Annotated in this window: 20 protein-coding genes; 6 read left to right on the top strand and 14 right to left on the bottom strand. The window is 63.6% G+C overall.

Annotated elements, in window-relative coordinates:
* From cpaB to ACZ92H_RS11775, 4 genes are all read right to left on the bottom strand, one after another.
* Entirely contained in the window at nucleotides 1-852 is an 852-nt protein-coding gene (gene cpaB / locus ACZ92H_RS11790; protein ID WP_465049462.1) for a Flp pilus assembly protein CpaB, read from the bottom strand.
* The gene (locus ACZ92H_RS11785) at nucleotides 849-2,222 is read right to left on the bottom strand and encodes a DUF8689 domain-containing protein (protein WP_465049461.1); all 1,374 of its coding nucleotides are present in this window, start codon (nucleotides 2,220-2,222) and stop codon (nucleotides 849-851) included. Before ACZ92H_RS11785 ends, cpaB begins: the two co-directional genes overlap by 4 nt.
* Before the next feature lie 93 nt (nucleotides 2,223-2,315).
* A complete protein-coding gene (locus ACZ92H_RS11780; protein ID WP_131374569.1) occupies nucleotides 2,316-2,849 on the bottom strand; it encodes an A24 family peptidase in 534 nt (177 codons plus the stop codon).
* A gap of 227 nt (nucleotides 2,850-3,076) precedes the next feature.
* Nucleotides 3,077-3,259, bottom strand: a complete 183-nt coding sequence (locus ACZ92H_RS11775; RefSeq protein ID WP_092798663.1) for a Flp family type IVb pilin — start codon at nucleotides 3,257-3,259, stop codon at nucleotides 3,077-3,079.
* Between the two features lie 481 nt (nucleotides 3,260-3,740).
* On the opposite strand from ACZ92H_RS11775, the gene ACZ92H_RS11770 reads away from it, so the two are divergent.
* Nucleotides 3,741-4,787 carry a GGDEF domain-containing protein gene (locus ACZ92H_RS11770; RefSeq protein WP_131374570.1) on the top strand — a complete coding sequence of 349 codons (1,047 nt, stop codon included), beginning with the start codon at nucleotides 3,741-3,743 and terminating at the stop codon, nucleotides 4,785-4,787.
* 121 nt (nucleotides 4,788-4,908) lie between these two features.
* Here the strand turns inward: ACZ92H_RS11770 and ACZ92H_RS11765 are convergent, their stop codons facing one another.
* Nucleotides 4,909-6,135: an HD-GYP domain-containing protein gene (locus ACZ92H_RS11765; protein WP_131374572.1), complete on the bottom strand. Its 1,227-nt coding sequence runs from the start codon at nucleotides 6,133-6,135 to the stop codon at nucleotides 4,909-4,911.
* 173 nt (nucleotides 6,136-6,308) lie between these two features.
* Between ACZ92H_RS11765 and ACZ92H_RS11760 the strand changes: the two genes are divergently transcribed.
* Nucleotides 6,309-7,250: a LysR substrate-binding domain-containing protein gene (locus tag ACZ92H_RS11760; protein WP_465049460.1), complete on the top strand. Its 942-nt coding sequence runs from the start codon at nucleotides 6,309-6,311 to the stop codon at nucleotides 7,248-7,250.
* 194 nt (nucleotides 7,251-7,444) lie between these two features.
* Nucleotides 7,445-11,041, top strand: coding sequence for an indolepyruvate ferredoxin oxidoreductase family protein (locus ACZ92H_RS11755; RefSeq protein ID WP_465049459.1), 3,597 nt, complete (start codon nucleotides 7,445-7,447; stop codon nucleotides 11,039-11,041).
* A gap of 56 nt (nucleotides 11,042-11,097) precedes the next feature.
* Here the strand turns inward: ACZ92H_RS11755 and ACZ92H_RS11750 are convergent, their stop codons facing one another.
* Nucleotides 11,098-12,108 (bottom strand): substrate-binding domain-containing protein, encoded by a 1,011-nt coding sequence (locus ACZ92H_RS11750; RefSeq protein ID WP_131374577.1) that lies wholly within the window; start codon nucleotides 12,106-12,108, stop codon nucleotides 11,098-11,100.
* 457 nt (nucleotides 12,109-12,565) lie between these two features.
* Between ACZ92H_RS11750 and ACZ92H_RS11745 the strand changes: the two genes are divergently transcribed.
* Nucleotides 12,566-12,907 carry a hypothetical protein gene (locus tag ACZ92H_RS11745; protein ID WP_131374579.1) on the top strand — a complete coding sequence of 114 codons (342 nt, stop codon included), beginning with the start codon at nucleotides 12,566-12,568 and terminating at the stop codon, nucleotides 12,905-12,907.
* Between the two features lie 7 nt (nucleotides 12,908-12,914).
* Here ACZ92H_RS11745 and ACZ92H_RS11740 read toward each other — a convergent pair whose 3' ends face one another.
* Nucleotides 12,915-13,958 carry an MBL fold metallo-hydrolase gene (locus tag ACZ92H_RS11740; protein WP_465049458.1) on the bottom strand — a complete coding sequence of 348 codons (1,044 nt, stop codon included), beginning with the start codon at nucleotides 13,956-13,958 and terminating at the stop codon, nucleotides 12,915-12,917.
* A 157-nt stretch (nucleotides 13,959-14,115) separates the two neighbouring features.
* On the opposite strand from ACZ92H_RS11740, the gene ACZ92H_RS11735 reads away from it, so the two are divergent.
* Nucleotides 14,116-14,739: a TetR/AcrR family transcriptional regulator gene (locus ACZ92H_RS11735; protein ID WP_465049457.1), complete on the top strand. Its 624-nt coding sequence runs from the start codon at nucleotides 14,116-14,118 to the stop codon at nucleotides 14,737-14,739.
* Here the strand turns inward: ACZ92H_RS11735 and ACZ92H_RS11730 are convergent.
* Together ACZ92H_RS11730 and ACZ92H_RS11725 are read right to left on the bottom strand one after the other, a co-directional pair.
* Nucleotides 14,712-15,809, bottom strand: coding sequence for a WD40/YVTN/BNR-like repeat-containing protein (locus ACZ92H_RS11730; RefSeq protein ID WP_465049456.1), 1,098 nt, complete (start codon nucleotides 15,807-15,809; stop codon nucleotides 14,712-14,714). The genes ACZ92H_RS11735 and ACZ92H_RS11730 overlap by 28 nt on opposite strands.
* A 1-nt stretch (nucleotide 15,810) precedes the next feature.
* Nucleotides 15,811-16,080 (bottom strand): MoaD/ThiS family protein, encoded by a 270-nt coding sequence (locus tag ACZ92H_RS11725; protein WP_131374587.1) that lies wholly within the window; start codon nucleotides 16,078-16,080, stop codon nucleotides 15,811-15,813.
* A gap of 103 nt (nucleotides 16,081-16,183) precedes the next feature.
* Between ACZ92H_RS11725 and ACZ92H_RS11720 the strand changes: the two genes are divergently transcribed.
* On the top strand, nucleotides 16,184-16,495 hold the full coding sequence (locus tag ACZ92H_RS11720) for a hypothetical protein (RefSeq protein ID WP_131374589.1): 312 nt from the start codon (nucleotides 16,184-16,186) through the stop codon (nucleotides 16,493-16,495).
* 19 nt (nucleotides 16,496-16,514) lie between these two features.
* On the opposite strand, the gene ACZ92H_RS11715 is transcribed toward ACZ92H_RS11720, so the two are convergent.
* The 5 genes from ACZ92H_RS11715 to ACZ92H_RS11695 all read right to left on the bottom strand — a co-directional run bounded on the left by ACZ92H_RS11715 (nucleotide 16,515) and on the right by ACZ92H_RS11695 (nucleotide 21,857).
* Nucleotides 16,515-18,197: an outer membrane protein assembly factor BamB family protein gene (locus ACZ92H_RS11715; RefSeq protein ID WP_465049455.1), complete on the bottom strand. Its 1,683-nt coding sequence runs from the start codon at nucleotides 18,195-18,197 to the stop codon at nucleotides 16,515-16,517.
* A 114-nt stretch (nucleotides 18,198-18,311) separates the two neighbouring features.
* Nucleotides 18,312-18,614, bottom strand: coding sequence for a 2Fe-2S iron-sulfur cluster-binding protein (locus tag ACZ92H_RS11710; RefSeq protein WP_465049454.1), 303 nt, complete (start codon nucleotides 18,612-18,614; stop codon nucleotides 18,312-18,314).
* A 9-nt stretch (nucleotides 18,615-18,623) separates the two neighbouring features.
* On the bottom strand, nucleotides 18,624-19,775 hold the full coding sequence (locus ACZ92H_RS11705; RefSeq protein WP_465049453.1) for a Gfo/Idh/MocA family protein: 1,152 nt from the start codon (nucleotides 19,773-19,775) through the stop codon (nucleotides 18,624-18,626).
* A gap of 9 nt (nucleotides 19,776-19,784) precedes the next feature.
* Nucleotides 19,785-20,837 (bottom strand): sugar phosphate isomerase/epimerase family protein, encoded by a 1,053-nt coding sequence (locus ACZ92H_RS11700; protein ID WP_465049452.1) that lies wholly within the window; start codon nucleotides 20,835-20,837, stop codon nucleotides 19,785-19,787.
* A gap of 93 nt (nucleotides 20,838-20,930) precedes the next feature.
* Nucleotides 20,931-21,857 (bottom strand): substrate-binding domain-containing protein, encoded by a 927-nt coding sequence (locus ACZ92H_RS11695; protein WP_465049553.1) that lies wholly within the window; start codon nucleotides 21,855-21,857, stop codon nucleotides 20,931-20,933.
* Nucleotides 21,858-21,924 lie beyond the last annotated feature (67 nt).

Raw genomic sequence — 21,924 nt, 5'->3', positions numbered from 1 at the left:
CTAAAAACACTCGCGCGACTGGCGCGTACCATCGATGACGCCGCTGCACTGGCGCTGGACCGCCTGCGCCACGCGGGCCGCACGCGGCGCCACGGCGGCGGCCGGCGCGGGCGGCGCGGCCTGTTCCGGCTCGGGCTCGGATTTCGCCCCCAGCAGGGTCAGCTTGGTGGCTCCCGCGGTCACGCCCGGCTGCGGGTCGACCTGGTTGCGCAACACCAGCGACAAGGTGCCCACGCTGCGCGCCAGGTCCAGGTTTTCCGCCTGTTCCGGCGTCACTTCCAGGGTCACCGCATTGACCACGCGCGGCTTGGTCTCATCGCGCCCCACTTCCTGCGCCACGGCCAGCACCAGGATACGTTCGAGCACGATCTTGGAAATGCTGCGGCCCTGCGCCCCGCTCCGCTCGCCGTCATCCTGATGCGTACTCACGATGATGTCGACATAGTTGCCTGGCAAGGCGAAGCCGGCCACGCCGATCACGTCGTTGACGCGCACGGTGATGGCGCGCCGCCCCTCCGTGATCAGGGCCGACAGGCCACCCAGGGTACCGGCCGGCGCCAGCTTGGCCTCGCTCAAGGGTTCGCCGCGCAGCACGCTGGTTTTCAGCACGCGCCCGGACAATGTCAGCGGGTCTTGCAGCGCGCCCTGCGGCAAGCTTTCCGCCGGCCATTCGGCCAGGCGCAGCATCTCCGGGGTCAGGCGCTGGCCCAGGTTGACATCGCTGGCGGCGACGACGATCTTGCCCTTGCCGGCCGGCGTCTGGCGCAGCAGCCAGTGCGAGGCCAGCAGCACGGCCAGCAGGCCCAGCACGACCGCCATGGCCATCATCAGGAGGGCGCGCCGGTTTTTCATGCGATACGCTCGCACAGGCTGGCGGCCGGCATGTCGCAGCTGGCAAACAGGCTGTTCCAGGCTTGCTCCAGGGTCGCCACCGTCAGCTGCGCTTCGCTGCCGGCAAAGCCGGCAAAGTCGGCGATGCGCGCCAGCAATTCACGGGGATAGCTGGCCAGCAGGGGCCGCCCCTGGGCGCCATGCAACTGCTGCATCAGGTGGCTCAGGGCCAGCTCGTCAAACGCGATGCCCGCTACCCGGCACTGCTGGCGGAACAGGGCGCGGTACGCGCCGTCGCCCAGCGGCCCCACCTGCACCTTGTAACCGATGCGGCGCAGCAAGGAGGGATCGAGCAGTTCGCCGGGCGCCATATTCGTGGCCAGCACCAGCGCACTGTCGAACGGCACGCTGACATGCACGCCACCCGGCAAGCCCAGCTGGTCGACGCCGCGCGCCAGCGGTTGCATCAGCCGCGTCAGCAATTCCGGCGCGCCGAGACGCTGGCGGCCCAGGTCATCGACGATCAGCATGCCGTTGTTGGCGCGCACGTGCAACGGCGCCTGGTAGCAGCCGCCGCTGGCGTCCTGGCGCAATTCCAGCATGCCGGCGTCGAGCTCGGCCCCCACGTGGATCACGGGGCGCTGGCACAGCACCCAGCGGATATCCGTGCTGCGCCGCTCCAGCGCCTGGCGCGCATGGCTGACGTGTTGCGGCGCCGGCGGCAAGTGCTGCGCCGCGTCGTATAACTGGATGATGTCCTGGCCGACGACGATGGCGTAGGGTACGGCCACGAGGCCATGCAGCAATTGTCCCAGCTGCAGCGCCAGAGTCGACTTGCCGCTGCCGGGCGGGCCGTACAGCAGCAGCGAACGCCCCGAATGCAGGGCTGCGCCGACCACGTCGAGCATGCCCGGTCCCGCATGGACACCGCCCAGCACGGCCGCCAGGTCATCGCTGGCGACCCTTTGTTCCTGCGCCAGCCACGACTGGCGCGCCACCATGGCGCGGTAGGCTTCCAGGGTGACGGGGGCGGCGCCGATATAGGCGCAGCGCTCGAGGAAAGCGCCGGCGCGCTGCTTGCCGGCCCCCGTCAGCTGATACTGCACGTCGATGTCGGACTCGCCGCGCCAGGCCACTTCCGCCATCTGTTCCGTCACCATGAAATCGAGGACTTCGCGCAAGACATTGATCGACAGGCGCAAGCGCGTGGTGAGCACGGACAGATGCGTCTTGCCGCCCACAAACATCAGCTTGGCGATCAGCTCGACCACCAGTTGCCGTTCCAATCCCGTTTCACGCAGGCTCTTCGGCTGCGGCGGCAGGGGCGGCATCAGGTTCGCGTCGGCGGGGCGCGGCATACTTTCGGTACTGGAATAGTCGACCTCGGTCATGCTGTGTCTCCAAGCCGGTAAAGGCTGCGTTGAACAGATTTCATTCTAGCGAGCAGGTGTCATTGCCCATTGATTCAGAGCAATGAATACCACTCAGAAATAATGGCGACCTTGTACCGCCAGGCTGCCCAGGGCGATGGCCAGTCCGTAGGGCATGTTGCCCACGCTGGCCTGGCTGGCCAGTGCGGCAGGCGCCAGGGGAATGCCGGCCGTGCGCGCGATCATCGGCCACAGCAGTTGTCGCAGGTTGCGCACGCAGGCGCGCCACTTGCCCTGATACGTGATCATCAGCACGGCCATCAGGCCGCCAAGCACAAAGGTGGCAAAACAGATCTGCAGCACCGGCCATGGGCCGGCGAAGGCGCCCACCATGGCGATCAATTTGACGTCGCCGGCGGCCATGCCGCGCAGCACGTACAACGGCAGAAACAGGAAAAAACCCGTGGCCATGCCGCCCAGCCACAGCGGCGCCACCTGGTGCGGCCACAGCCAGACATGCAGGGCCAGCGCGGCGAGGATGCCGGACAGCACCAGCGCATTCGGGATCTTGCGGCGGATCAAATCACTGACGGCGGCGGCTGTCACAAAGCACAGCAGCAGCAAATCACACAAGGCATAGGCAGGCATGCGTCACCTCCTGAAAAAAACCCGCCACCGGACTCGGTCCTCCTCGATCAATTATTGTGATTGCTGACTTGCATGACCGGCGCCCTGCAAGGTGGCCGGCAAGGCCTGCCCGCTGCTGGCAGTGCCCGCACTGCGTCGCGGCAGGCGCCTTGCACAGCATCCGGTTCTGTTCGTCATAAATTCACAAAAATATCCCGAGGATGACTTCGCCCGGGGCGGGCACCCGCTTAGGGCGTCAACACCAGGTTCGCAGAAATGTCGGTGAGGACGGTCAGCAAGTTGGTCTTGATCAGCAAGAAACCGGCGGTGATGGCGGTGGCCATCAATGCCGCGATCAGGCCGTATTCGATTGCCGTAATGCCATCCTCATCCTTGACAAACTGCTGTACTGCCGACAGGAAGGTATGCATGACAAGCTCCCAAAAGTGAATCACAAGTCCCTGGCGCAATCGGGTGTGAAACATTGCCCATTCCTGCTAATATGTTTCCTGCCGTAAATTTCTGCGCCATTGCATTGACTATAAAGCGCCCACGTTTCGGCAAATTGACGCGTCACAAGTTTCCATATGGAAATTATCAAGCCTGGTTGAAATGACGGATAGCGCCAGCAAATGTTGCGATAAAGATTGAAAGCCTTCGTCAGGGCAAGGTTTTTGCAACGCCATGCAGGAATCTCATGTATTTACATGAAATATTGCATACGTTAATTGCCTATTAGGCAAAAAGACATTATCCTGCTTAGCTCTTCTTTGGAAAGGCCTCTCGCCCGGCGGTACAGAGCGTCATGCCACCAAATAAATCTTGGCTTCTTGTAGACGGACGCGAACATGCTCTTGCTTGATGCAATGCTGGTATGACGACACTTGTGTGACTACTTTCCAGAGAACGACAATGGATTCCCTACTGAAACACATGGTGGACATGACGGGGCACCGCGATCACACGATGCTCGACATTTCCGTGATCTCGGCGGTTCAGGAACTCGCTTCCGCGTCGCAGACCCGTGTGCTGGCACTGACCACCGTGCGTGGCCAGGTGTTCGTGCGTTCGCGGGCCATCATCGTGGCGGGCAGCGCGGCCCGCATGGAAGACAATGCCGACCCTGCGCTGCCGGGTGAACCGCTGTCGGACTACCCGGCGCTGGCCGCCTGCATCGCGCGCCATGAAGCGAGCGCCGACACGCTGTGCGCCGACGGCCGCCACCTGCTGTGGCTGCCCATCTGGATCGGCGACCAGGTCACCACCTGCCTGGAAATCACCAATCCCACGCCCTACACGGGTGCCACCATCCAGGTGATCGGCGGCATCGTCAGCGTGTACCGCAACTTCCAGAACCTGCTCGACTACAGCGAACGCGATTCGCTCACCGGTTTGCTGAACCGCAAGACCTTCGACGACCAGCTGGCAAAAATCCTGCAAAGCCGCGGCGAGCCGGAAACGGACAAGCCGCGCCCCGTCGATGAAGAGCGGCGCCACCATACGGATACGGAACGGCAATGGCTGGCCGTGATCGACGTCGACCATTTCAAGCTGGTCAACGATAAATTCGGCCACCTGTACGGCGATGAAGTACTCATCCTGATCGCCAACCAGCTGCAATCGTCGTTCCGCTCGCAAGACCGCATCTTCCGCTTCGGCGGCGAGGAATTCGTCGTGCTGCTGCGTTCGATCACCCTGGAAAATGCGCAGAAAATCATCGACCGCTTCCGCACCAACGTGGAAGCGCACGACTTCCCGCAAGTGGGCAGAGTGACCGTCAGCGTGGGCTACGTCAGCATCAACGCCTACGAGGCGCCCGTCATCATTCTCGGCCGCGCCGACCAGGCCCTGTACTACGCCAAGAGCCATGGCCGCAACCTGGCTTGCCACTACGATGAATTGGTGGCGAAAGGCATGCTCACCACCATCGCATCGAATGACACGGCAGAGTTCTTTTGAGTCTTGAACACCGGAGAAAGTTCAACTGAGCGCCCATGGCGGCATGGCTGGCGCGCCGTCCTCCTCCGCGCCTTGCCCTGAACGTTTTGCAGGCACACCCGGTCAAGCATCCAAAAGCTGATCAGGCATCCGCGAGGGAGAGGAAACGCATGGGATCGACCTGCCACTTGGCGGCCGACTCATGGCCGACGATCTTGTCGGCGCCGCCAAAGCCGAAGCCGCGCGACAGGTCGACCGTCTCGGGCTTGATGTAGGTCTTGCTTTTCGTACTGAAAAACACATTCACTTTCGGCGCCAGCAGATTGCTTTCGTGCGCCTCGATGACGACGGCCAGGCGGCCCGATTCCAGCATCACCATGGTGCCGACCGGATAAATCCCCACGCAGCGCATGAAGTCCTGGGCAAACACGGGATTGAAGTGGAATTTGCTCCATTCATAGATCTTGCGCAAGGCCTCGGCGGCGGGAATGCCCTTGTGATAGCTGCGGTCCGACGTCAGCGCGTCATACACGTCGACGATGGCGGCCATTTGCGCCAGCTCGCTGATGGCCTCGCCTGCCAGCCGGTCCGGATAGCCGCTGCCGTCGCGCCGTTCGTGGTGGTGCAGGGTGATGTCGAGCGGAATCGGCCCCACCTCGGGCGACTGGCGCAGGATCTCGTAGCCATCGCGCGGATGGCGCTTGATCTGCTCGAATTCTTCCGGACTCAGGGGACCAGGTTTGTTCAGCACGCTGTCGGGCACCAGCGCCTTGCCCGTATCATGCAGCAAGCCACCCAGGCCCGCCTGGTGGGTAATGGCCGCGTCGATCCCGCGCGAGCGGCAAAATGCCACCAGCAGCGCGCACACGCTGACGGAATGCAAAAAGGTGTAATCGTCCTTGTTCTTGATGCGCAGCAAACCGACGAGGGCACCAGGGTTGCGCAGGATCGATTCGGTGATATCTTGCACCGTGTGCTGCACGCGGTCGAGCTCGACCGCCTTGCCCAGGCGCACGTCGGCCATCACCGTGCGCACCAGGCTGGACGCCTGCCGGCGCACCTGCGTGGCGCGCGCCAGTTCCATGCCCAGCGACACGCGCGTGACCACTTGCGGCGCGCTGACGATCTGCACCAATTCGCGTTCCGTCTCGGCCTGGGCTTGCGCCACGGTGGGCGCATCCTGCACGTCGAGCCCCTTGCCGCTGTCGATCACCACGTCGTGGATGCCGGCCTGGATAATTTTGCGGATCTCGTCTTCGCTGCGCAACAGGAAACGGTTGCGCATGAACGGATGCGTCATCCAGTCGCAACTGAGATCATGGACGTACATGCCCACTTTTAATTGAGACGAATCAACTTTCTTGAGCATGCTGTCATCCCACAAATACGCGGCTGGAGCACCGGAGGCGCTAGAATGAGTATAACAAAATTGTTATTTTGCCGGCCGCGTTTGGCGCTGCGGCGCAACACCCTGTTTTTTCCGCTCACCGCACTGCTGCCGGCGCACTCGCCGCAGTGGCGCACGCACTGCTTCCGGGATCCATGGAACTACGCCAATTACGCTACTTTGTTGCCATCGTCGACCACGGCTCGCTGTCGCGCGCGGCCTTGATCCTGCACGTGGCGCAGCCGGCACTGACGCAGCAGCTGCGCCAGCTGGAAGAGGAACTGGGGGTGCAGCTGCTGCACCGCTCGGCGCAAGGCGTGCTCAGCACCGATGCGGGCAAGATCTTTTACGAACACGCGCAGGCGATCCTGAAGCAGGTGGCCGATGCCCGCTCGGCCGTCACGCAAAGCGCCGCGCGGCCATCCGGCAATGTCACCCTGGGCTTGCCGCACAGTATCTCCGGCGCGCTGGCCCTGCCCCTGCTGCTGGCCGCGCGCACGCGCTACCCCGAAATCACCCTGCAACTGACGGAAGAGATCACGGGCAACCTCAATGAACAGCTGAAATCGGGCCGCATCAACCTGGCCGTGCTGTTCGACGATGGCCAGCTGACGCCGTTTGCCTGCAGCCCGCTGGTGGAAGAAGAAATGTGTTTCATTTGCCGCAGCGACTCCCCTTTCGCGCCCGAGGGCGCTGGCGTTTCCTTCCAGCAGGCACTGGCCGCCACCCTGATCCTGCCGGGCCTGCAGCATGGCGTACGCCCGCGCATCGACAGCCGCGCCCGCGAACTGGGCCTGGCGGCGGCCAACATCATCGAAATCAACTCCATCGCCATCCTGAAGTCGGCCATCCTGGCCGGCATGGGCGCCACCATCCTGCCCGCCGCACCGCTGCTGGCCGAGCTGAAAAGCGGCGCCATGCGCAGCTATGCCATCCACAGTCCCACCCTGTCACGCACGGTGGCCCTGTGCGCCTCCAGGAACATTCCCCTGACGAACGCGGGCAACGCCGTGAAAAATCTCGTGCTGCAAGTGGCTGCCGAGCTGTGCCACAGCGGCCAGTGGGTGGGCGCCCACGTGCTCGCGCCTACGGCATAAGTATTTCTTATACCCCCATCGGCAAAGCGTATTTGCCCCTTCCTCTTCCCCGTTCTACACTGACCACGTTAACTATTTTAAATTTAAACTAGTTATGTGCCGCCTACACGCGGCCAGCCCGTCTGCACCGTGCGCGCCTTACCGGGCGCGCCCCTGGTACAGCCGCTATCTGAAACACCCTTTTGGAGACAGCCATGTCCGTGACCACGGAAAACGGCTCCGCAGCGTTCGCTAGAAACGCCGGTGCCGCGCCATCTACGCCCCCCGACACATCCCGTTTGACCAGCGTCAGCCTCGACGACAAATACACGGCCACCACGGGCGCCATCTTCCTGTCCGGCATCCAGGCCCTCGTGCGCCTGCCCATGATGCAGCGCCTGCGCGACCAGGCCGCCGGACTGAACACGGCCGGCTTCATTTCCGGCTACCGGGGCTCGCCCCTGGGCGGCCTCGACGAAAACCTGTGGAAAGCGAAAAAGCAGTTGGAAGCGCACCACGTGCAGTTCGTGCCCGGCGTGAATGAAGACTTGGCCGCCACGGCCGTCTGGGGCTCGCAGCAGGTCGACCTGATCGGCCCGGCCAAATACGATGGCGTGTTCGCCATGTGGTACGGCAAGGGCCCGGGCGTGGACCGCTGCGGCGATGTCTTCAAGCACATGAACCATGCGGGCACGGCAAAGCTGGGCGGCGTGCTGCTGGTGGCCGGCGACGACCATGGCGCGTATTCCTCGACCCTGCCGCACCAGTCGGATCACCTGTTCTCCGCCTCGATGATTCCCGTGCTGTATCCCTGCAATGTGCAGGAATACCTGGACCTGGGCATCCACGGCTGGGCCATGTCGCGCTTTTCCGGCTGCACGGTGGCCTTCAAGGCGCTGGCCGACACGGTCGAATCGTCCGCCTCCATCGATGCCGACCCGTTCCGCGTGGAAGTGAAAATTCCGCAGGATTTTCACATGCCCGAAGACGGCCTGAACGCGCGCCTGTCGAGCATCCCGCTGGGCCAGCAGGCGCGCAACCAGGAAGCGCTGATGCAGGACTACAAGATCTATGCGGCCCTGGCCTACGCGCGCGAAAACAAGCTCAACCACACCACCATCGACAGCCCGAACGCCAAGCTGGGCATCATCGCCTCCGGCAAGTCTTACCTGGACGTGCTGGAAGCGCTGGAAGAGCTGGGCATCGACGAGCAGATGGCGGCCGACGTCGGCATGCGCCTGTTCAAGGTGGCCATGCCGTGGCCGCTGGAACCGGACAGCGTGCGCGAATTCGCCCAGGGCCTCGATGAAATCCTCGTCGTCGAAGAAAAGCGCCAGATCGTCGAATACCAGTTGAAAGAGCAGCTGTACAACTGGCGCGACGACGTGCGCCCCCGCGTCATCGGCAAGTTCGATGAAAAGGGCGAATGGGTGGCGCCGCGCGGCGAATGGCTGCTGACGTCCAAGGCAGATTTTTCCGTCTCGCAAGTGGCCAGGGTCATCGCCAGCCGCATCGCGCGCCTGATTTCCGACCCCGTCACCTGCGACCTGATCAAGGCGCGCCTGAGCTTCCTCGACGCCAAGGATGCGGTCCTGAAAAAGGCCGTGAACACGCCGTTCCGTCCCGCCTTCTACTGCTCCGGCTGCCCGCACAATACCTCGACCAAGGTGCCCGATGGCAGCCTGGCCCTGGCCGGCATCGGCTGCCACGTGATGGCCACGTCGATCTACCCGGAAATGAACAAGCTGACCACGCACATGGGCGGCGAAGGCGCGCCATGGATCGGGCAAGCCGCATTTTCCGAACTGCCGCACGTGTTCCAGAACCTGGGCGACGGCACGTATTTCCATTCGGGCTACCTGGCCATCCGCGCCGCGCAGGCGGCCAAGGTGAACATCACCTACAAGATTCTCTACAACGACGCCGTCGCCATGACGGGCGGCCAGCCCGTGGACGGCTTGATCACCGTGCCCATGATGGCGCAGCAGGTGGCCGCCGAAGGCATTGCCCGCATCGCCCTGGTCACGGAAGATTTATCGCGCTACAGCGACCGCTCGAACTTGCCCGCGCACTTGACCTTGCACGACCGCAAGGACATGGATGCCGTGCAGCGCGAATTGCGCGAGGTGCAAGGCGTGTCCGTGCTGATCTACGACCAGACCTGCGCGGCGGAAAAACGCCGGAGAAGGAAAAAAGGCGAGTATCCGGACATTGCCAAACGCATGGTCATCAACGACGCCGTCTGCGAAGGCTGCGGCGACTGCGGCGTGCAGTCGAACTGCGTGTCGATCCTGCCGAAGGAAACGGAATTTGGCCGCAAGCGCACCATCGACCAATCCTCGTGCAACAAGGATTATTCATGCGCCAAGGGCTTTTGCCCCAGCTTCGTCACGGTCGAGGGCGGCAACCTGAAAAAGACGAAAACGGGGGCCAGTAAAGCGGGCGAGACGGACAACTTCGGCCCCCTGCCGGAACCCGTGCTGCCCGCTTGCGAGGCGCCGTACAACATCCTCATCAACGGCATCGGCGGCACGGGCGTCATCACCGTGGGCGCCCTGATGGGCATGGCGGCGCACCTGGAAGGCAAGGGCGCGTCCGTGCTGGACATGACGGGCATGTCGCAAAAGAACGGTTCCGTCACCTCGCACGTGAAGATCGCCCGCTCCCCGGCGCACATCCGCGCCCAGCGCATCGCCACGGGCGAAGCGGACCTGATCCTCGGCTGCGACATGCTGACGGCCGGCGCGCAGGATGCCGTATCGAAAATGCGTCCCGGCCGCAGCCTGGCCGTCGTCAACCTGCACGAGCAGCCGCCGGGCACGTTCGCGCAAAATGCCGACTGGCAATATCCAACGGCGGAAGTGCGCCAGCTGATCGAGGAATCCGTGGGCGGCGCGGACGCGGCCGACTTCATCGACGCGACAAAACTGGCCACGGCGCTGATGGGCGACTCCATCGCCGCCAACCTGTTCATGCTCGGCTACGCGTGGCAAAAGGGCCGCATCCCGCTGACGGAAGCGGCCCTGCTGCGCGCCATTGAATTGAATGGCGTGGGCATCGAGGCCAACAAGAAAAGTTTCCTGTGGGGCCGCCGCGCCGCCGTCGACGTGCGCAAGGTGACGCAAATCGCCACACCGGCGCAAGCCATCGTCGTGCAGATGCCGCAAAGCCTCGACAACGTCATCAAGAAGCGCGTGGAGTTCCTCACCGCGTATCAAAATGCCGCGTATGCGGACGGCTACCTGACGCTGGTGAAACAGGTGCGCGACCGCGAAAACACCCTGGGCCTGGGCCAGAAACTGTCGACGGCCGTGGCGAAAAGCTACTTCAAATTGCTGGCCTACAAGGATGAATACGAAGTGGCGCGCCTGTACACGGATGGGCGTTTCGTGGAACAGTTGCAGCAGCAGTTCGAGGGCAATTTTTCCGTCAAGTTCAACCTGGCGCCGCCGCTGTTCGCCAAGAAGGATGCGAAAGGCCACCTCGTGAAGGCGGAATTCGGTTCCTGGATGTGGCGCGCCTTCAAGCTGCTGGCGAAAGCCAAGGGCTTAAGGGGCGGCACCTTCGACGTCTTCGGCTATACGGCCGAGCGCAAGATGGAGCGCGCCCTGATCGTCGACTACCGCGAACTGCTGGCGGGCATGCTGGTCAACCTGACGGCGGAGAACCTGGGCACCTGCGTGGAACTGGCATCGCTGCCGGAGAAAATCCGCGGCTTCGGCCACGTCAAGGAAGCGGCCGTGACCACGTATCGCCAGGACAAGGCGAGATTGCTGGCCGTGCTGGCACAGGGCAGCAAGAGCGCGGCCTAAGTTGACAAGCTGGACTTGAAATGAAAACGCAGAGCCTCGGCTCTGCGTTTTTTTTATCACTCCGGGCAGCGCCCCACCGTCGCCCCCGGCAACAGCACGGGCTGCCAGATTTCCTGCAACCGTTCCGGCGGCGTGCCGGCCAGCAGCGCTTGCAGCATTTCCACCATCTTGGCGCCCGCGCGGCGCAGGTCGGGCTGGTCGATGGTGGTGACGTTGATGCCGATCAAGGTGTCTTCCACGTTGCCCCAGACGATGACGGAGATTTCCTTGCCGATCTCGATGCCCGCGTCCATCAGGGCGCGCACCACGCCCACGCCAGACAAGTGGTTGTCGACGATGACGGCCGTGGGACGGGGCGAGCAGGCCAGCAATTGCTGCATGGCCTGGTAGCCGCTGCGGCGGTCCAGCGAGTTGTCGACGAGGTAGCGGGGGTCGGCTTGCAAACCCGCTTGCGCCATGCAGCGGATAAAGCTTTCCTTGCGCTCCAGCGCAAAATGCAGGTCCAGCGGCGCGCTGAGCAGCGCGATGCGCTGGTGGCCGTGCACCGCCAGGAAGGACACGGCCAGGTCGATGCCCGTGTCGTTGTCGTAGTCAAAATACGCATAGGGCGCATCGATGCGCGTGCGGCCATTGGCGACAAAGGGGAAATCCACCTTCGTCAAATACGCGATGCGCTCGTCGACCACCTTGGTGCGCCCTACCACCAGGCCATCGACCTGGCGCCCGCGCACCATGTTTTCATACGAGGGCTGTTCGTTCTGCGGCGAGACGGGAGCGATGATCAGGCTCATCTTCGACGCCTCGACGGCATCGGACATGCCATTCACCACGGAAAGAAAGACGCTGTCGCCCAGATCGCTGGGCAGCAAGGGATAAATCATGCCCAGCACATTGGTGCGGCCGACGGCCAGGCTGCGCGCGAGCGGGTTGGGCCGGTAGCCTACCTTTTTGGCGGCGGCCAGGACAATTTCACGGGTGCGGGAATTGACTTCCGGATAGCCGTTCAACGCCCTGCTGACTGTCGTTTTCGACATGCCGAGGGCAATTGCGAGGCTCTTGAGATTCATTATTAACTACCTGTCTGTATGGCAAAAGAAACCAACTCTGACCGTCAATTATAGCTCAGAGCGCCAAACAGACCGCGCGATACCGGGCGGTGGCATGGTAAAAAAACAACAACGCATTTGCTGCTTAAAAAATAATATTTTGATTCCGGCCACAATGCGGCAGCTCCGCAAGGTGTGCCACGCATGGCAGACTGGCAAGCAATGGCAACGAAAGCAAGTACTTACTTTATCGACGACGCAGGCCGACGGCCCTGTTCGCTCAACGCCGCCTGCCGCGCACGATTAGCTTGTCAAGAAAGCATAATTTACTGGAACTGTGCGAGAATTTGTCCTACTCTTGATTCAGGTAAAGATTACCTGCTGACATGTTGCGCCGGCATCCGCTTTTGGCGCCTGCGCAATGGCCCGGCTTCTCCTCTTCCGCGCGCGCTTGGGCATACTTTCAAAGGTGAACAATGTGGTATCGCTAACGTCCGTCAACACCGTCAACAATTTGCAGGCGTCGCTGGCCACGGCGCAACGCCGGGTCGAGCAGGGGCAAAACCAGGTGCAGCGCGACAGCGAACAGCTGGCGCAAAGCCGTCAATTGCTGGCCCGGGAACAGGAAACCTTGAGCCAGACGCAGCGCAGCAGCCAGCAAGCCCAGGCCGAGGCGCCCGCCGCCGTCAAGGCACCGCAGCTGGACCAGGCCATCAAGGTGCCAGTACCGCAGCAAGCCGCTCCTGCCGCGCCAAAAAGCGCGCCACAGCTGAACAGCTATGGCCAGACCCTGGGCCGCCTGATCGACGTGACAGCGTAAGGCAAGCCTACCGCGCCATCTCCGCTTCCAGCATCGGCAGCCACCATTTTTCACCTTTCGCCGGCTGTGCCAGGTCGACCGCCTCGCCCATCCGCGGCGTCGCCATGTTCACGCCCTGTTTCGCCGCCAGCCCCGCGATGCGGTCGAACGGTTCATGCCAGGCGTGCAGACCCAGGTCAAAGGTGCCGTTATGCACGGGCATCAGCCACTTGCCGCGCAAGTCCAGGTGGGCTTGCAGGGTCTGTTCCGGCTGCATGTGCACGTCCGGCCACAGCTTGTCGTAGGCGCCCGTCTCGATCATGGTCACGTCGAAGGGACCGTACTTGTCGCCGATCTGCTTGAAGCCGTCGAAATAGCCGGAGTCGCCGCTGAAAAACACGCGCACCGCGGGCGCGTCGATGACCCAGGACGCCCACAGGGTTTTGTTGCCGTCAAACAGGCCGCGGCCGGAAAAATGCTGCGATGGCGTGGCGACGAGTTTCACGCCCGCGATCGTCGTGCCCTGCCACCAGTCGAACTGCTGCACCTTAACTGCCGGCACGCCCCATGCGACCAGGGTATCGCCCACGCCCAGCGGCGTCACAAAATGCTCGGTCTTGGCAGCCAGCTGCAGCACGGCGGCATGGTCGAGGTGATCGTAATGGTCGTGCGAGAGGATGACGGCCTTGATCGGCGGCAAGTCTTCGATGCTGATGGGCGGCTGGTGGAAGCGCTTCGGCCCGGCCCACTGCACGGGCGAGGCGCGCTGGGAAAACACGGGGTCCGTGAGGAAGAATTCGTTGTTGAGCTTGAGCAGCAGGGTCGAATGACCGAGGCGAAACAGGGTGTTGTCGGGGGCGGCCAGCAGCTGCGCCCGGCTTAACGCTTGCACGGGCACGGCGGCGGCAGGTACGGTGCTGTCAGGCTTGTCAAAGAAAAAAGTCCACATCAGCTTGAGCGTTGCCGCCGTGCCCAGCTTGTGCATCTGCACGGGATTGCGGAACTTGCCGTCGTGGCGTTGTAAAGATTCAACAGGCGCCGCAGGCTCGGCGCGCAAGGTGCAAGAACTCATGATGATCAGGACTCCCAAGAATAAGATGCGGTGCAGGTGCATATGCGCCCCGGTAGATAAAATGCAAGGATTAAATTACACTACACAGTGTAGTTCCGATTTCAAGCAAAGTAAACCAAGAGGTGTAAAATATTGTTTTCAAAGGAGATTTTCAGTCATGGCCTCACCGCAACGCCTCACCGACCGCAAGCGCGTAGCCATCGTCGATGCCGCCATCGCCGAGTTCCGCGAGCACGGTTTTGACGCGACCAGCATGGACAAGATCGCCGCCACGGCCGCCGTTTCCAAGCGCACCGTGTACAACCACTTCCCCAGCAAGGATGAGCTGTTTGCGGAAATCCTGCAGCGCATGTGGGAAAGCAGCATGGCCCAGCCTGCCGTACCCTATGTTGCCGACCAGCCGCTGCGGCCGCAGGTGCTGGCATTGGTCGAGCAGAAAATGGACTTGCTGTGCGACCCGGCCTTCATCGACCTGGCGCGCGTGATCTTTGGCGAAACCATCCATTCGCCAGAACGCGCACAAGCCATGGTGACGCGCCTGAATGAAAAGGAAACGGGCTTGAACATCTGGATCCGCGCGGCGCAGCAAGACGGACGCATCAAGGCGGGCGAGACACTGGAAGTGGCGCACCTGCTGATGTCGCCCCTGAAGACCTTTGCCTTCTGGCCGCAGATCACCCTGGGCGAGCCCCTGCTGGGGCCGGCACGCCGGCGCGAAGTGGCGGAACTGGCCGTCGATATTTTCCTGTGCTACTACAGCGTGGCAAAACAGACGGCATAAACGGGCGGCAAGTGGGCGGACACCGTCTGCCAGTGCTCGCCGCCATCGCCGGAATACCAGGCGCCGCCCGTGGTGGATGCCATCAGCAGGCTGCGCCCATCATCGGCCAGCGCCAGCCCGTGGCGGTACACGAGGTCATAGCAATGCTGCTGCGGCAAGCCGTCGCGCAAGACCTCGAAAGTGTTTCCCCCATCGCGCGTGCGCGTCACGGCCAGCGCGCCATCGCGCGGAATGCGCAGCACGTCCGCCTGCGCCGGCACGAACCAGGCCGTATCGCCATCGCGCGGATGCACGGCCACGGCGAAGCCGAAATGCGACAGCGGCGCCGTCGTCACTTCCTGCCAGTGCCAGCCGCCGTCCCGCGAGCGCCAGATGCCATTATGGTGCTGGCACCACAGCGCGTCCGGCATGCCGGCGCTGCGCACGATGCGGTGCGGGTCTTGCACGGCCTCGTTTTCATCGAGTTCGGGCGGCATGTAGTCGGCGCGCATGCCCGTCGCGCTCAAGGCCCAGCTGGCGCCGCCATCGACCGTTTGCCACACGCCGCCGCAGGACACGCCCACCAGCACGTGCTTGCTGTCGCGCGGATCGACGCAGATGCTGTGGATGCCGGGCACGTCGTAGCCGCCGCCAAACCACTGCGCCCGCTGCGGCACGTTCCACAGCGCCTCCACCAGTTGCCAGCTGTCGCCCCGGTCGCTTGAACGGAACAGGCCGCCAGGCAGGGTGCCCGCCCACAGCACGCCGGGCTGGTCCGCGCCGCCGGCCGCCAGCGACCACACTTGCCGCACCGTCCAGTCGATCGTGTCGCCGCTGTCCGCCGGCTTCGCCGGATAGGCGGGCACGGTGATCTCTTGCCAGTCCTTGCTGCCCGCATCGAGCCGGTGCAGCTTGGCGCCGAAGTGGCCCAGGTTCAGGGCCGCGTACAAGGCGCCGTCGCGGCGGTCATGCAGGAGCATGGACACGGGATCGCCCGCGAAGTGCGCCAGCGCCAGCTGCCAGGCACCGCCGTCGTTCACGTCGAGCTGGAACAGGCCCTTGCGGGTGCCGAGATACGCGCGCTGCCCCATGTCAACCTCCGGAAAGTGCCTGCAAAATATACACCTGGCTGTCCGGCCGCAGGACGTCATCGAGCACGCGCCGTTCGCGGCAACGGACACCGTCGATGAAGACCACCACGTTGGGGCGCAAGACGCCCTGCTCGTCGAACACATAGCCGCGCAGGCGCGGTTGCCGGGCGCAGGCGGCATCGAGCGCGGCGCGCAAGCGTGGCGCGTCCACGTCGATGGTGGGGACGTCCATGAAGCGTGCCAGTTGCCGGGTAAAATGCAGTTGCGCCATGCTGCCCTTCGACGTCGTCGGCCTGGACTCATTCTAGCCCGCTTTGCGGACTATGCAATGGCGCATGCCCTACAATGGACCCAAGCACACAAGGAGGCCAGGCATGACGATTACCCCGGAAGAATTAGCGGTGCTGATGCAGGAAGTGGAAGTGGCCGATCCCATCGATTTTGCCGACCTTCCCTTCAACGAGCAGGAATTGCGCGGGCTGATCGCCAACCACCTGTGCGAGATGGCCGACGCCATGGAAAGTTTCAGCCCGGAAGACCGTAACCTGGCGCTGCTGGCCGTGGCGGCCAAGCTGGTGCTGGAAAACCTGGTGCTGCACGTGCAGCTGCTGCGCCGCCACGGCTTGCCCGTGGGCGACAGCGTGGAGGCGCTGCTGCAGCGGCTGCGGGGCGGTGGCCAGGCCTAGCGGGCCACCGCGCGCCATCCTATTGCACGTTGATCGCCGTCAAATAGCCCAGATTGCCGGCATACGCGCCTTGCGCCGAACGGATATACAGCACGCCGTTGCGCGACAGCGACAGCGTGCCGCTCAAGCGATAAGACCAGACAGCCTGGTGGCTGGCCAGATCGAGCGCATGGGTGCTTTTGCCGCCCGCCACGAACAGCAAATTGTTGGTCACGATCAGGTCGCCATTGAGCACCTCTTCGCCCACGCTGGCCAGCGGCCAGGTCCACAGCACGGCGCCATCGCTGACGCTGCGCGCCTCGATCACCTTGCCGCTGTCGTTGCCCACATACAGCACGCCGCGCGCCACCACGGGCTGGGTGGTGAAGCGTCCGTTGACCGTCCAGCGCACGCTGCGAGTACCCGCATCGACCAGGCTCAAGCTGTTGTCGACCGACGTGCCCGGAAACGGCCGCTGGTTGAGCAATAGCACGGTGTTGTCATCGACCAGTACCGGCGCCTGGCGCAAGGCACTCTTGTTGCTGCCACCGACCACCTGGCCCGGCACGGCCACGCTGAAGCGCTTGCTGCCATCGGCAATATTGTAGGCCGTCAACGTGCCTGCCGCATTGCTGTAGACGGTAGTTGCACTGACGGCCGGCGTCCATTCATCCACATTGCCCAGCTTGGGCAAGTCCAGGCTCGTCGACCAGCCCGTCTGGCCCGTCGTGGCATCCAGGCGCATCACGTCATTATTGCCACCGAGATAGACATTCCCGCCAAACAAGGTCGGCGCCGTCAGCGGCGACGTGGCGACCAGCAAGCCGTTGGTGTTGGGCGGCTTGACCACGGCCAGCCGGGCGCCGGACAGCGCATCGACAGTATGGACATCGTTGACCCCCGCCATGACCAGCCGGTTGCCGGCCACGCCAGGCGCGCCCAGCACGTAGCCCAGCTTCAACTCCGTCTGCCAGGCGGGGACGCCGTCCGTTTCCGACAGGGCCGACAAGCGGTAGGTGTAGAGGTATTTGAATCGCTCGGCGGCATCGTCTATCGCCATTTCTTCGTTGAAATACACGTAGCCATTCGCCGTGACCAGCGGGCTGATACTGGTGCGGCTGCCGGCGGTGCTGCCCGTGTTCTTCCGAGACCAGCGGCGCGTGAATGTGCCGGCGTCGAGCGTGACAGGGACGTAGCCCGTGTGCGCCGCGTTGCCGTTATAGCCCTCCCAGTCGGCGGCACCGGCCAACTGGCGCAGCGGCGACAAGGTGCCCTTCATGCCCGCCACCGTGATGCTGTAGCTGGCCGTGCGGGGCTGGTAATTGGGCGTGCCGGGATAGGGATTGACGAGGACGGAAAAGTCCACCGTGCCCGTATACGTGCCTTCGGCCAGATCAGGGCGGACGCTGAAATCCATCAGCCACGAACCATCGGCCTGCTTGATTCGGTTCACCGTATCGAACACCTTGGTGCCGGCGGCCGGCTTTTCCTCCCACAGCGGACGTTGGTCCGTCACCTTGGAGTACAGCATCACCGTCGCCTGGACCTTATTGCAGGTCTCGCCGGGCTGCTGCACGCAATTCAGATTGGCCTGCGACAAAGTCATCGCCTGTTCCGGCGCTTCGCCCCCGACCCCGCCACCGCAGCCGGCCAGGGACAGGACGCCAAGCACGGTCAACGGGTAAGCGGCGGCCCGCAGCCGCCCTTGCAAGAAAGTAGTCATGCCATGTCCATGTTGACGTTTCATTTCCTCCACGATAGAGGTGAGCTTGAAACTTTGGCCATCTTTATAACATGGAAATTATTTCGAAAAACTAACAAATTCTCACTAGCAAAGTCACTTGCGCACGGCCCGCGCTTGCAAGCTGAGATCGCTTTCCGCCACGGCCACGCAGGGCAGGATATAGCCGTCGAGGCGTTCATCGGGGCTGATGCCGGGCCAGTCCACCGTGTAGCGCACCTTGCCCTCAGGCATGTGACACAGGCAGGTGCGGCAGGTGCCGTTGCGGCAGGAACTGAGCAGGCGGATGCCGGCCAGCTCGGCGGCGGCCAGCACCGTGGTGCCGGCCTCGGCCGTGAATTGCCAGCCTTGCGGAACGAGGGTGACGGTAAACGTGGTGATGGGTAAGGGCGCGCGCATGCGCCCAGTTTAACAGTCCGCCAGCGTGGTCCAGCTGGCACCGTCCGCATGGCTGCGCAGCACGGCCTCGGCGAAGGCCAGGCCCGCCACGCCGTCCGCCACGGTGGGCAGCCAGCGCGCCGCCTCGGGCACGGGCTGGCCCGTTTGCAGCGCGCGGATATGCAAGGCCGCATCCAGGTACAGCTGGGCGAACGCTTCCAGATACCCCTCCGGATGGCCGGCCGGCACGCGCGTGGCGTGGCGCGCCGCGGCGCTGTCCACCCGGCCCGGGCGCAGCAGCTGGCGGTTGCCGCCCTGCGGCGTGCACCACAGCGCGTTCGGCTGTTCCTGGTCGAAGTCCAGCTGCGCCTTGCTGCCGAACAGGCGCAGGCGCACCGTGTTTTCGCAGCCCGTCGCCACCTGGCTGGCCCATAGCGTGCCCCTGGCGCCGCTGGCATAGCGCAGCATCACCTGCACGTGGTCGTCCAAGGTGCGGTGCGGAACAAAGGTGGACAGTTCCGCCAGCACCTGCTGCGGCGTCTGGCCGCTGACGAACTGCGCCAGGTGATACGCGTGCAAGCCCACGTCGAGCAGCACGCCGCCGGGCCCCGCCTTGCGCGGGTCGTTATGCCAGTTGCCCTCGTTCATGCCGCCGGCAGCAATCGAATCGGCCAGCCAGTCCTGAGAATATTCCACCTGCACCAGGCGCAATTCGCCAAGCTCGCCCGCCTCGACCATGGCCCGCGCATGGCGCAGGAGCGGATAGCCGCTGTAAGTGTGCGTGAGGGCGAACAATACATTTTTCTGCCGCGCCAGCGCCGCCAGCGCCTGGCCTTCCGCCAGCGAGATGCCCAGCGGCTTGTCGCAGATCACGTGGATGCCCGCTTGCATGAAAGCCGTGGCGACGGGCGCATGCAAATGGTTCGGCGTGACGATGGCCACGGCTTCGATGCCGTCCGCGCGCGCGGCCTCCGCCTGCGCCATGGCGCGGTAATCGCTGTAGCAGCGCTCCGGCGCCAGATGCAGCGCGGCGCCGCTGTCGCGCGCACGCTGCGGATCGGACGACAGGGCGCCCGCCACCAGTTCGTACTGGTCGTCGATGCGCGCCGCGATGCGGTGCACGGCGCCGATGAACGCGCCCTGCCCGCCCCCTACCATGCCCAGCCGTAAACGTCGCTGCATGTGTGCTCCCTATTTCAAGCCTAGCAAGTGATGGATTTGCCCCTGGTCCACCGCGCTGCCCGCAAAATCGTCGAACGCGCGCTCGGCCACGTGGATGATGTGCTCGCGGATGAAGCGCGCTCCTTCGGCCGCGCCATCTTGCGGGTGCTTCAGGCAGCATTCCCATTCCAGCACGGCCCAGCCGGGGAAATCGTATTGCGCCATCTTCGAGAAAATCGCCTTGAAGTCGATCTGCCCGTCGCCCAGCGAACGGAAGCGCCCGGCCCGGTCCTGCCAGTCGCCATAGCCGCCATACACGCCCTGGCGCCCGTTCGGCCGGAATTCCGCATCCTTGACGTGGAAAGCCTTGATGCGCGCGTGATAGATGTCGATGAAGGCCAGGTAATCGAGCTGCTGCAGCACGAAGTGGCTGGGGTCGTACAAGATGGATGCGCGCGGGTGGTGGTTGACGGCGGCCAGGAAGCGCTCGAACGTCACGCCATCGTGCAAGTCCTCGCCCGGATGCAGTTCATAGCACAGGTCCACGCCGGCCGCGTCAAACGCGTCGAGGATGGGCAGCCAGCGTTTCGCCAGTTCCGCGAATGCCGTTTCCACCAGACCGGCGGGACGCTGCGGCCACGGGTACAGATACGGCCAGGCCAGCGCGCCGGAAAACGTCACGTGCGCCGTCAATCCCAGGCGCTGCGAGGCGGTGGCCGCCCACAGCAGCTGCTGCGTGGCCCAGGCCGTGCGAGCCGCGCTGTCGCCGCGCACATGCTCGGGCGAAAAGCCGTCGAACAGGGCGTCGTAGGCGGGATGTACGGCGATCAGCTGTCCTTGCAAGTGCGTCGACAATTCCGTCACCTGCAAGCCGTGGCGCGCCAGCAGGGAGTTGACCTCGTCGCAATACTGCTGGCTATTGGCCGCCTGTTCCAGGTCGAACAGGCGCGGCGCCGTGGGCAGTTGCAAACCCTTGTAGCCCAGGCCGGCCGCCCATTGCGCCAGGTGCTCGAGCGAGTCGAACGGCGGGTCGTCGCCGAGAAACTGGGCCAGGAAAATGGCCGGGCCCTGGATGGTTTTCATATCGATGTCCTGTTAGATAAAGCCGGGGTCAGACCCTCAATGCCGCTAACGCAAAGGTCATTGCCAGCGGACGAGGGGGTCTGACCCCAGATTTTAAAAAGGCGAGTTCGGAAAGTAGAACTGCTTGGCGTTCTCGCGCGTGATCAGCACCGAGGGGATGATCGTATTGGCCGGCAATTTATCACCTTTCAGGCGCGCTTCCGTCGTCAGCTTGATGGCGTCGTACATGAACTTGGGCGAGTACGACACGTCGGCCACGATCAGCGGGTCGGAGCCATCCATGATCTTCTTGACGGCGCCCTTCGCGCCCGCGCCGCCGAACACTTGCTTGATGTCCGTGCGCTTGGCTTGCGCGATGGCTTTTTGCACGCCGATGGCCATGTCGTCATCGGCGGCCCAGACGGCGTCGATGTGCTTGAAGCGGGTCAGGTAATCCTGCATGACCTTGAAGGCGTCGTCGCGGTTCCAGTTGCCGTACTTGGCGTCGAGCACCTTGATCTCGGGATGGCCTTTCATGACGGCACTGAAGGCGTCAAAGCGCTCGTTGTCCAAGGTCGTCGGCATGCCGCGCAGCACGACGATATTGCCCTTGCCATTTAAACTTTTCGCCAGGTATTCGGCCGGCAGCTTGCCGAACGCCGTGTTGTCGCCGGCGATATACGCATCCTGCGACTGCGTGTTCGTCAAGCCGCGGTCCACCACCGTCACGTACACGCCCTTGTTTTTCACTTGCGCCACGGGCTGCGTGAGGGAGGCGGACTCGATGGGGAAGATCACCAGGGTGTTGATCTTGTTCACCGTCAACATGTCCTGCAACTGGTTCGCCTGCTCGGGCGCCGTGGCGGCCGTCTTGACGATGATCTTCAGGCCAGGATGGGCTTTTTCCAGCTCCGCCTTGGCCTGGTTCGCCCACCAGACGATGCCCGAGGTAAAGCTGTGCGTAGCCGTGGGGATGGCCACGCCCACCACCAGTTTCTCGGCCGCTTGCGCCGGCCCCATCGGCAGCGCCCACGCCTGCATCACCAGCACTGCCATCCCTGCTACCCGTATAAAGCTCTTCATGCTGCTCTCCTCCAAGGTTGTGGGC

The organism is Janthinobacterium foliorum (genome assembly GCF_978021625.1).
Note: the sequence above shows the minus strand (reverse complement) of the source record. Positions and strands in the feature narration are given on the sequence as shown.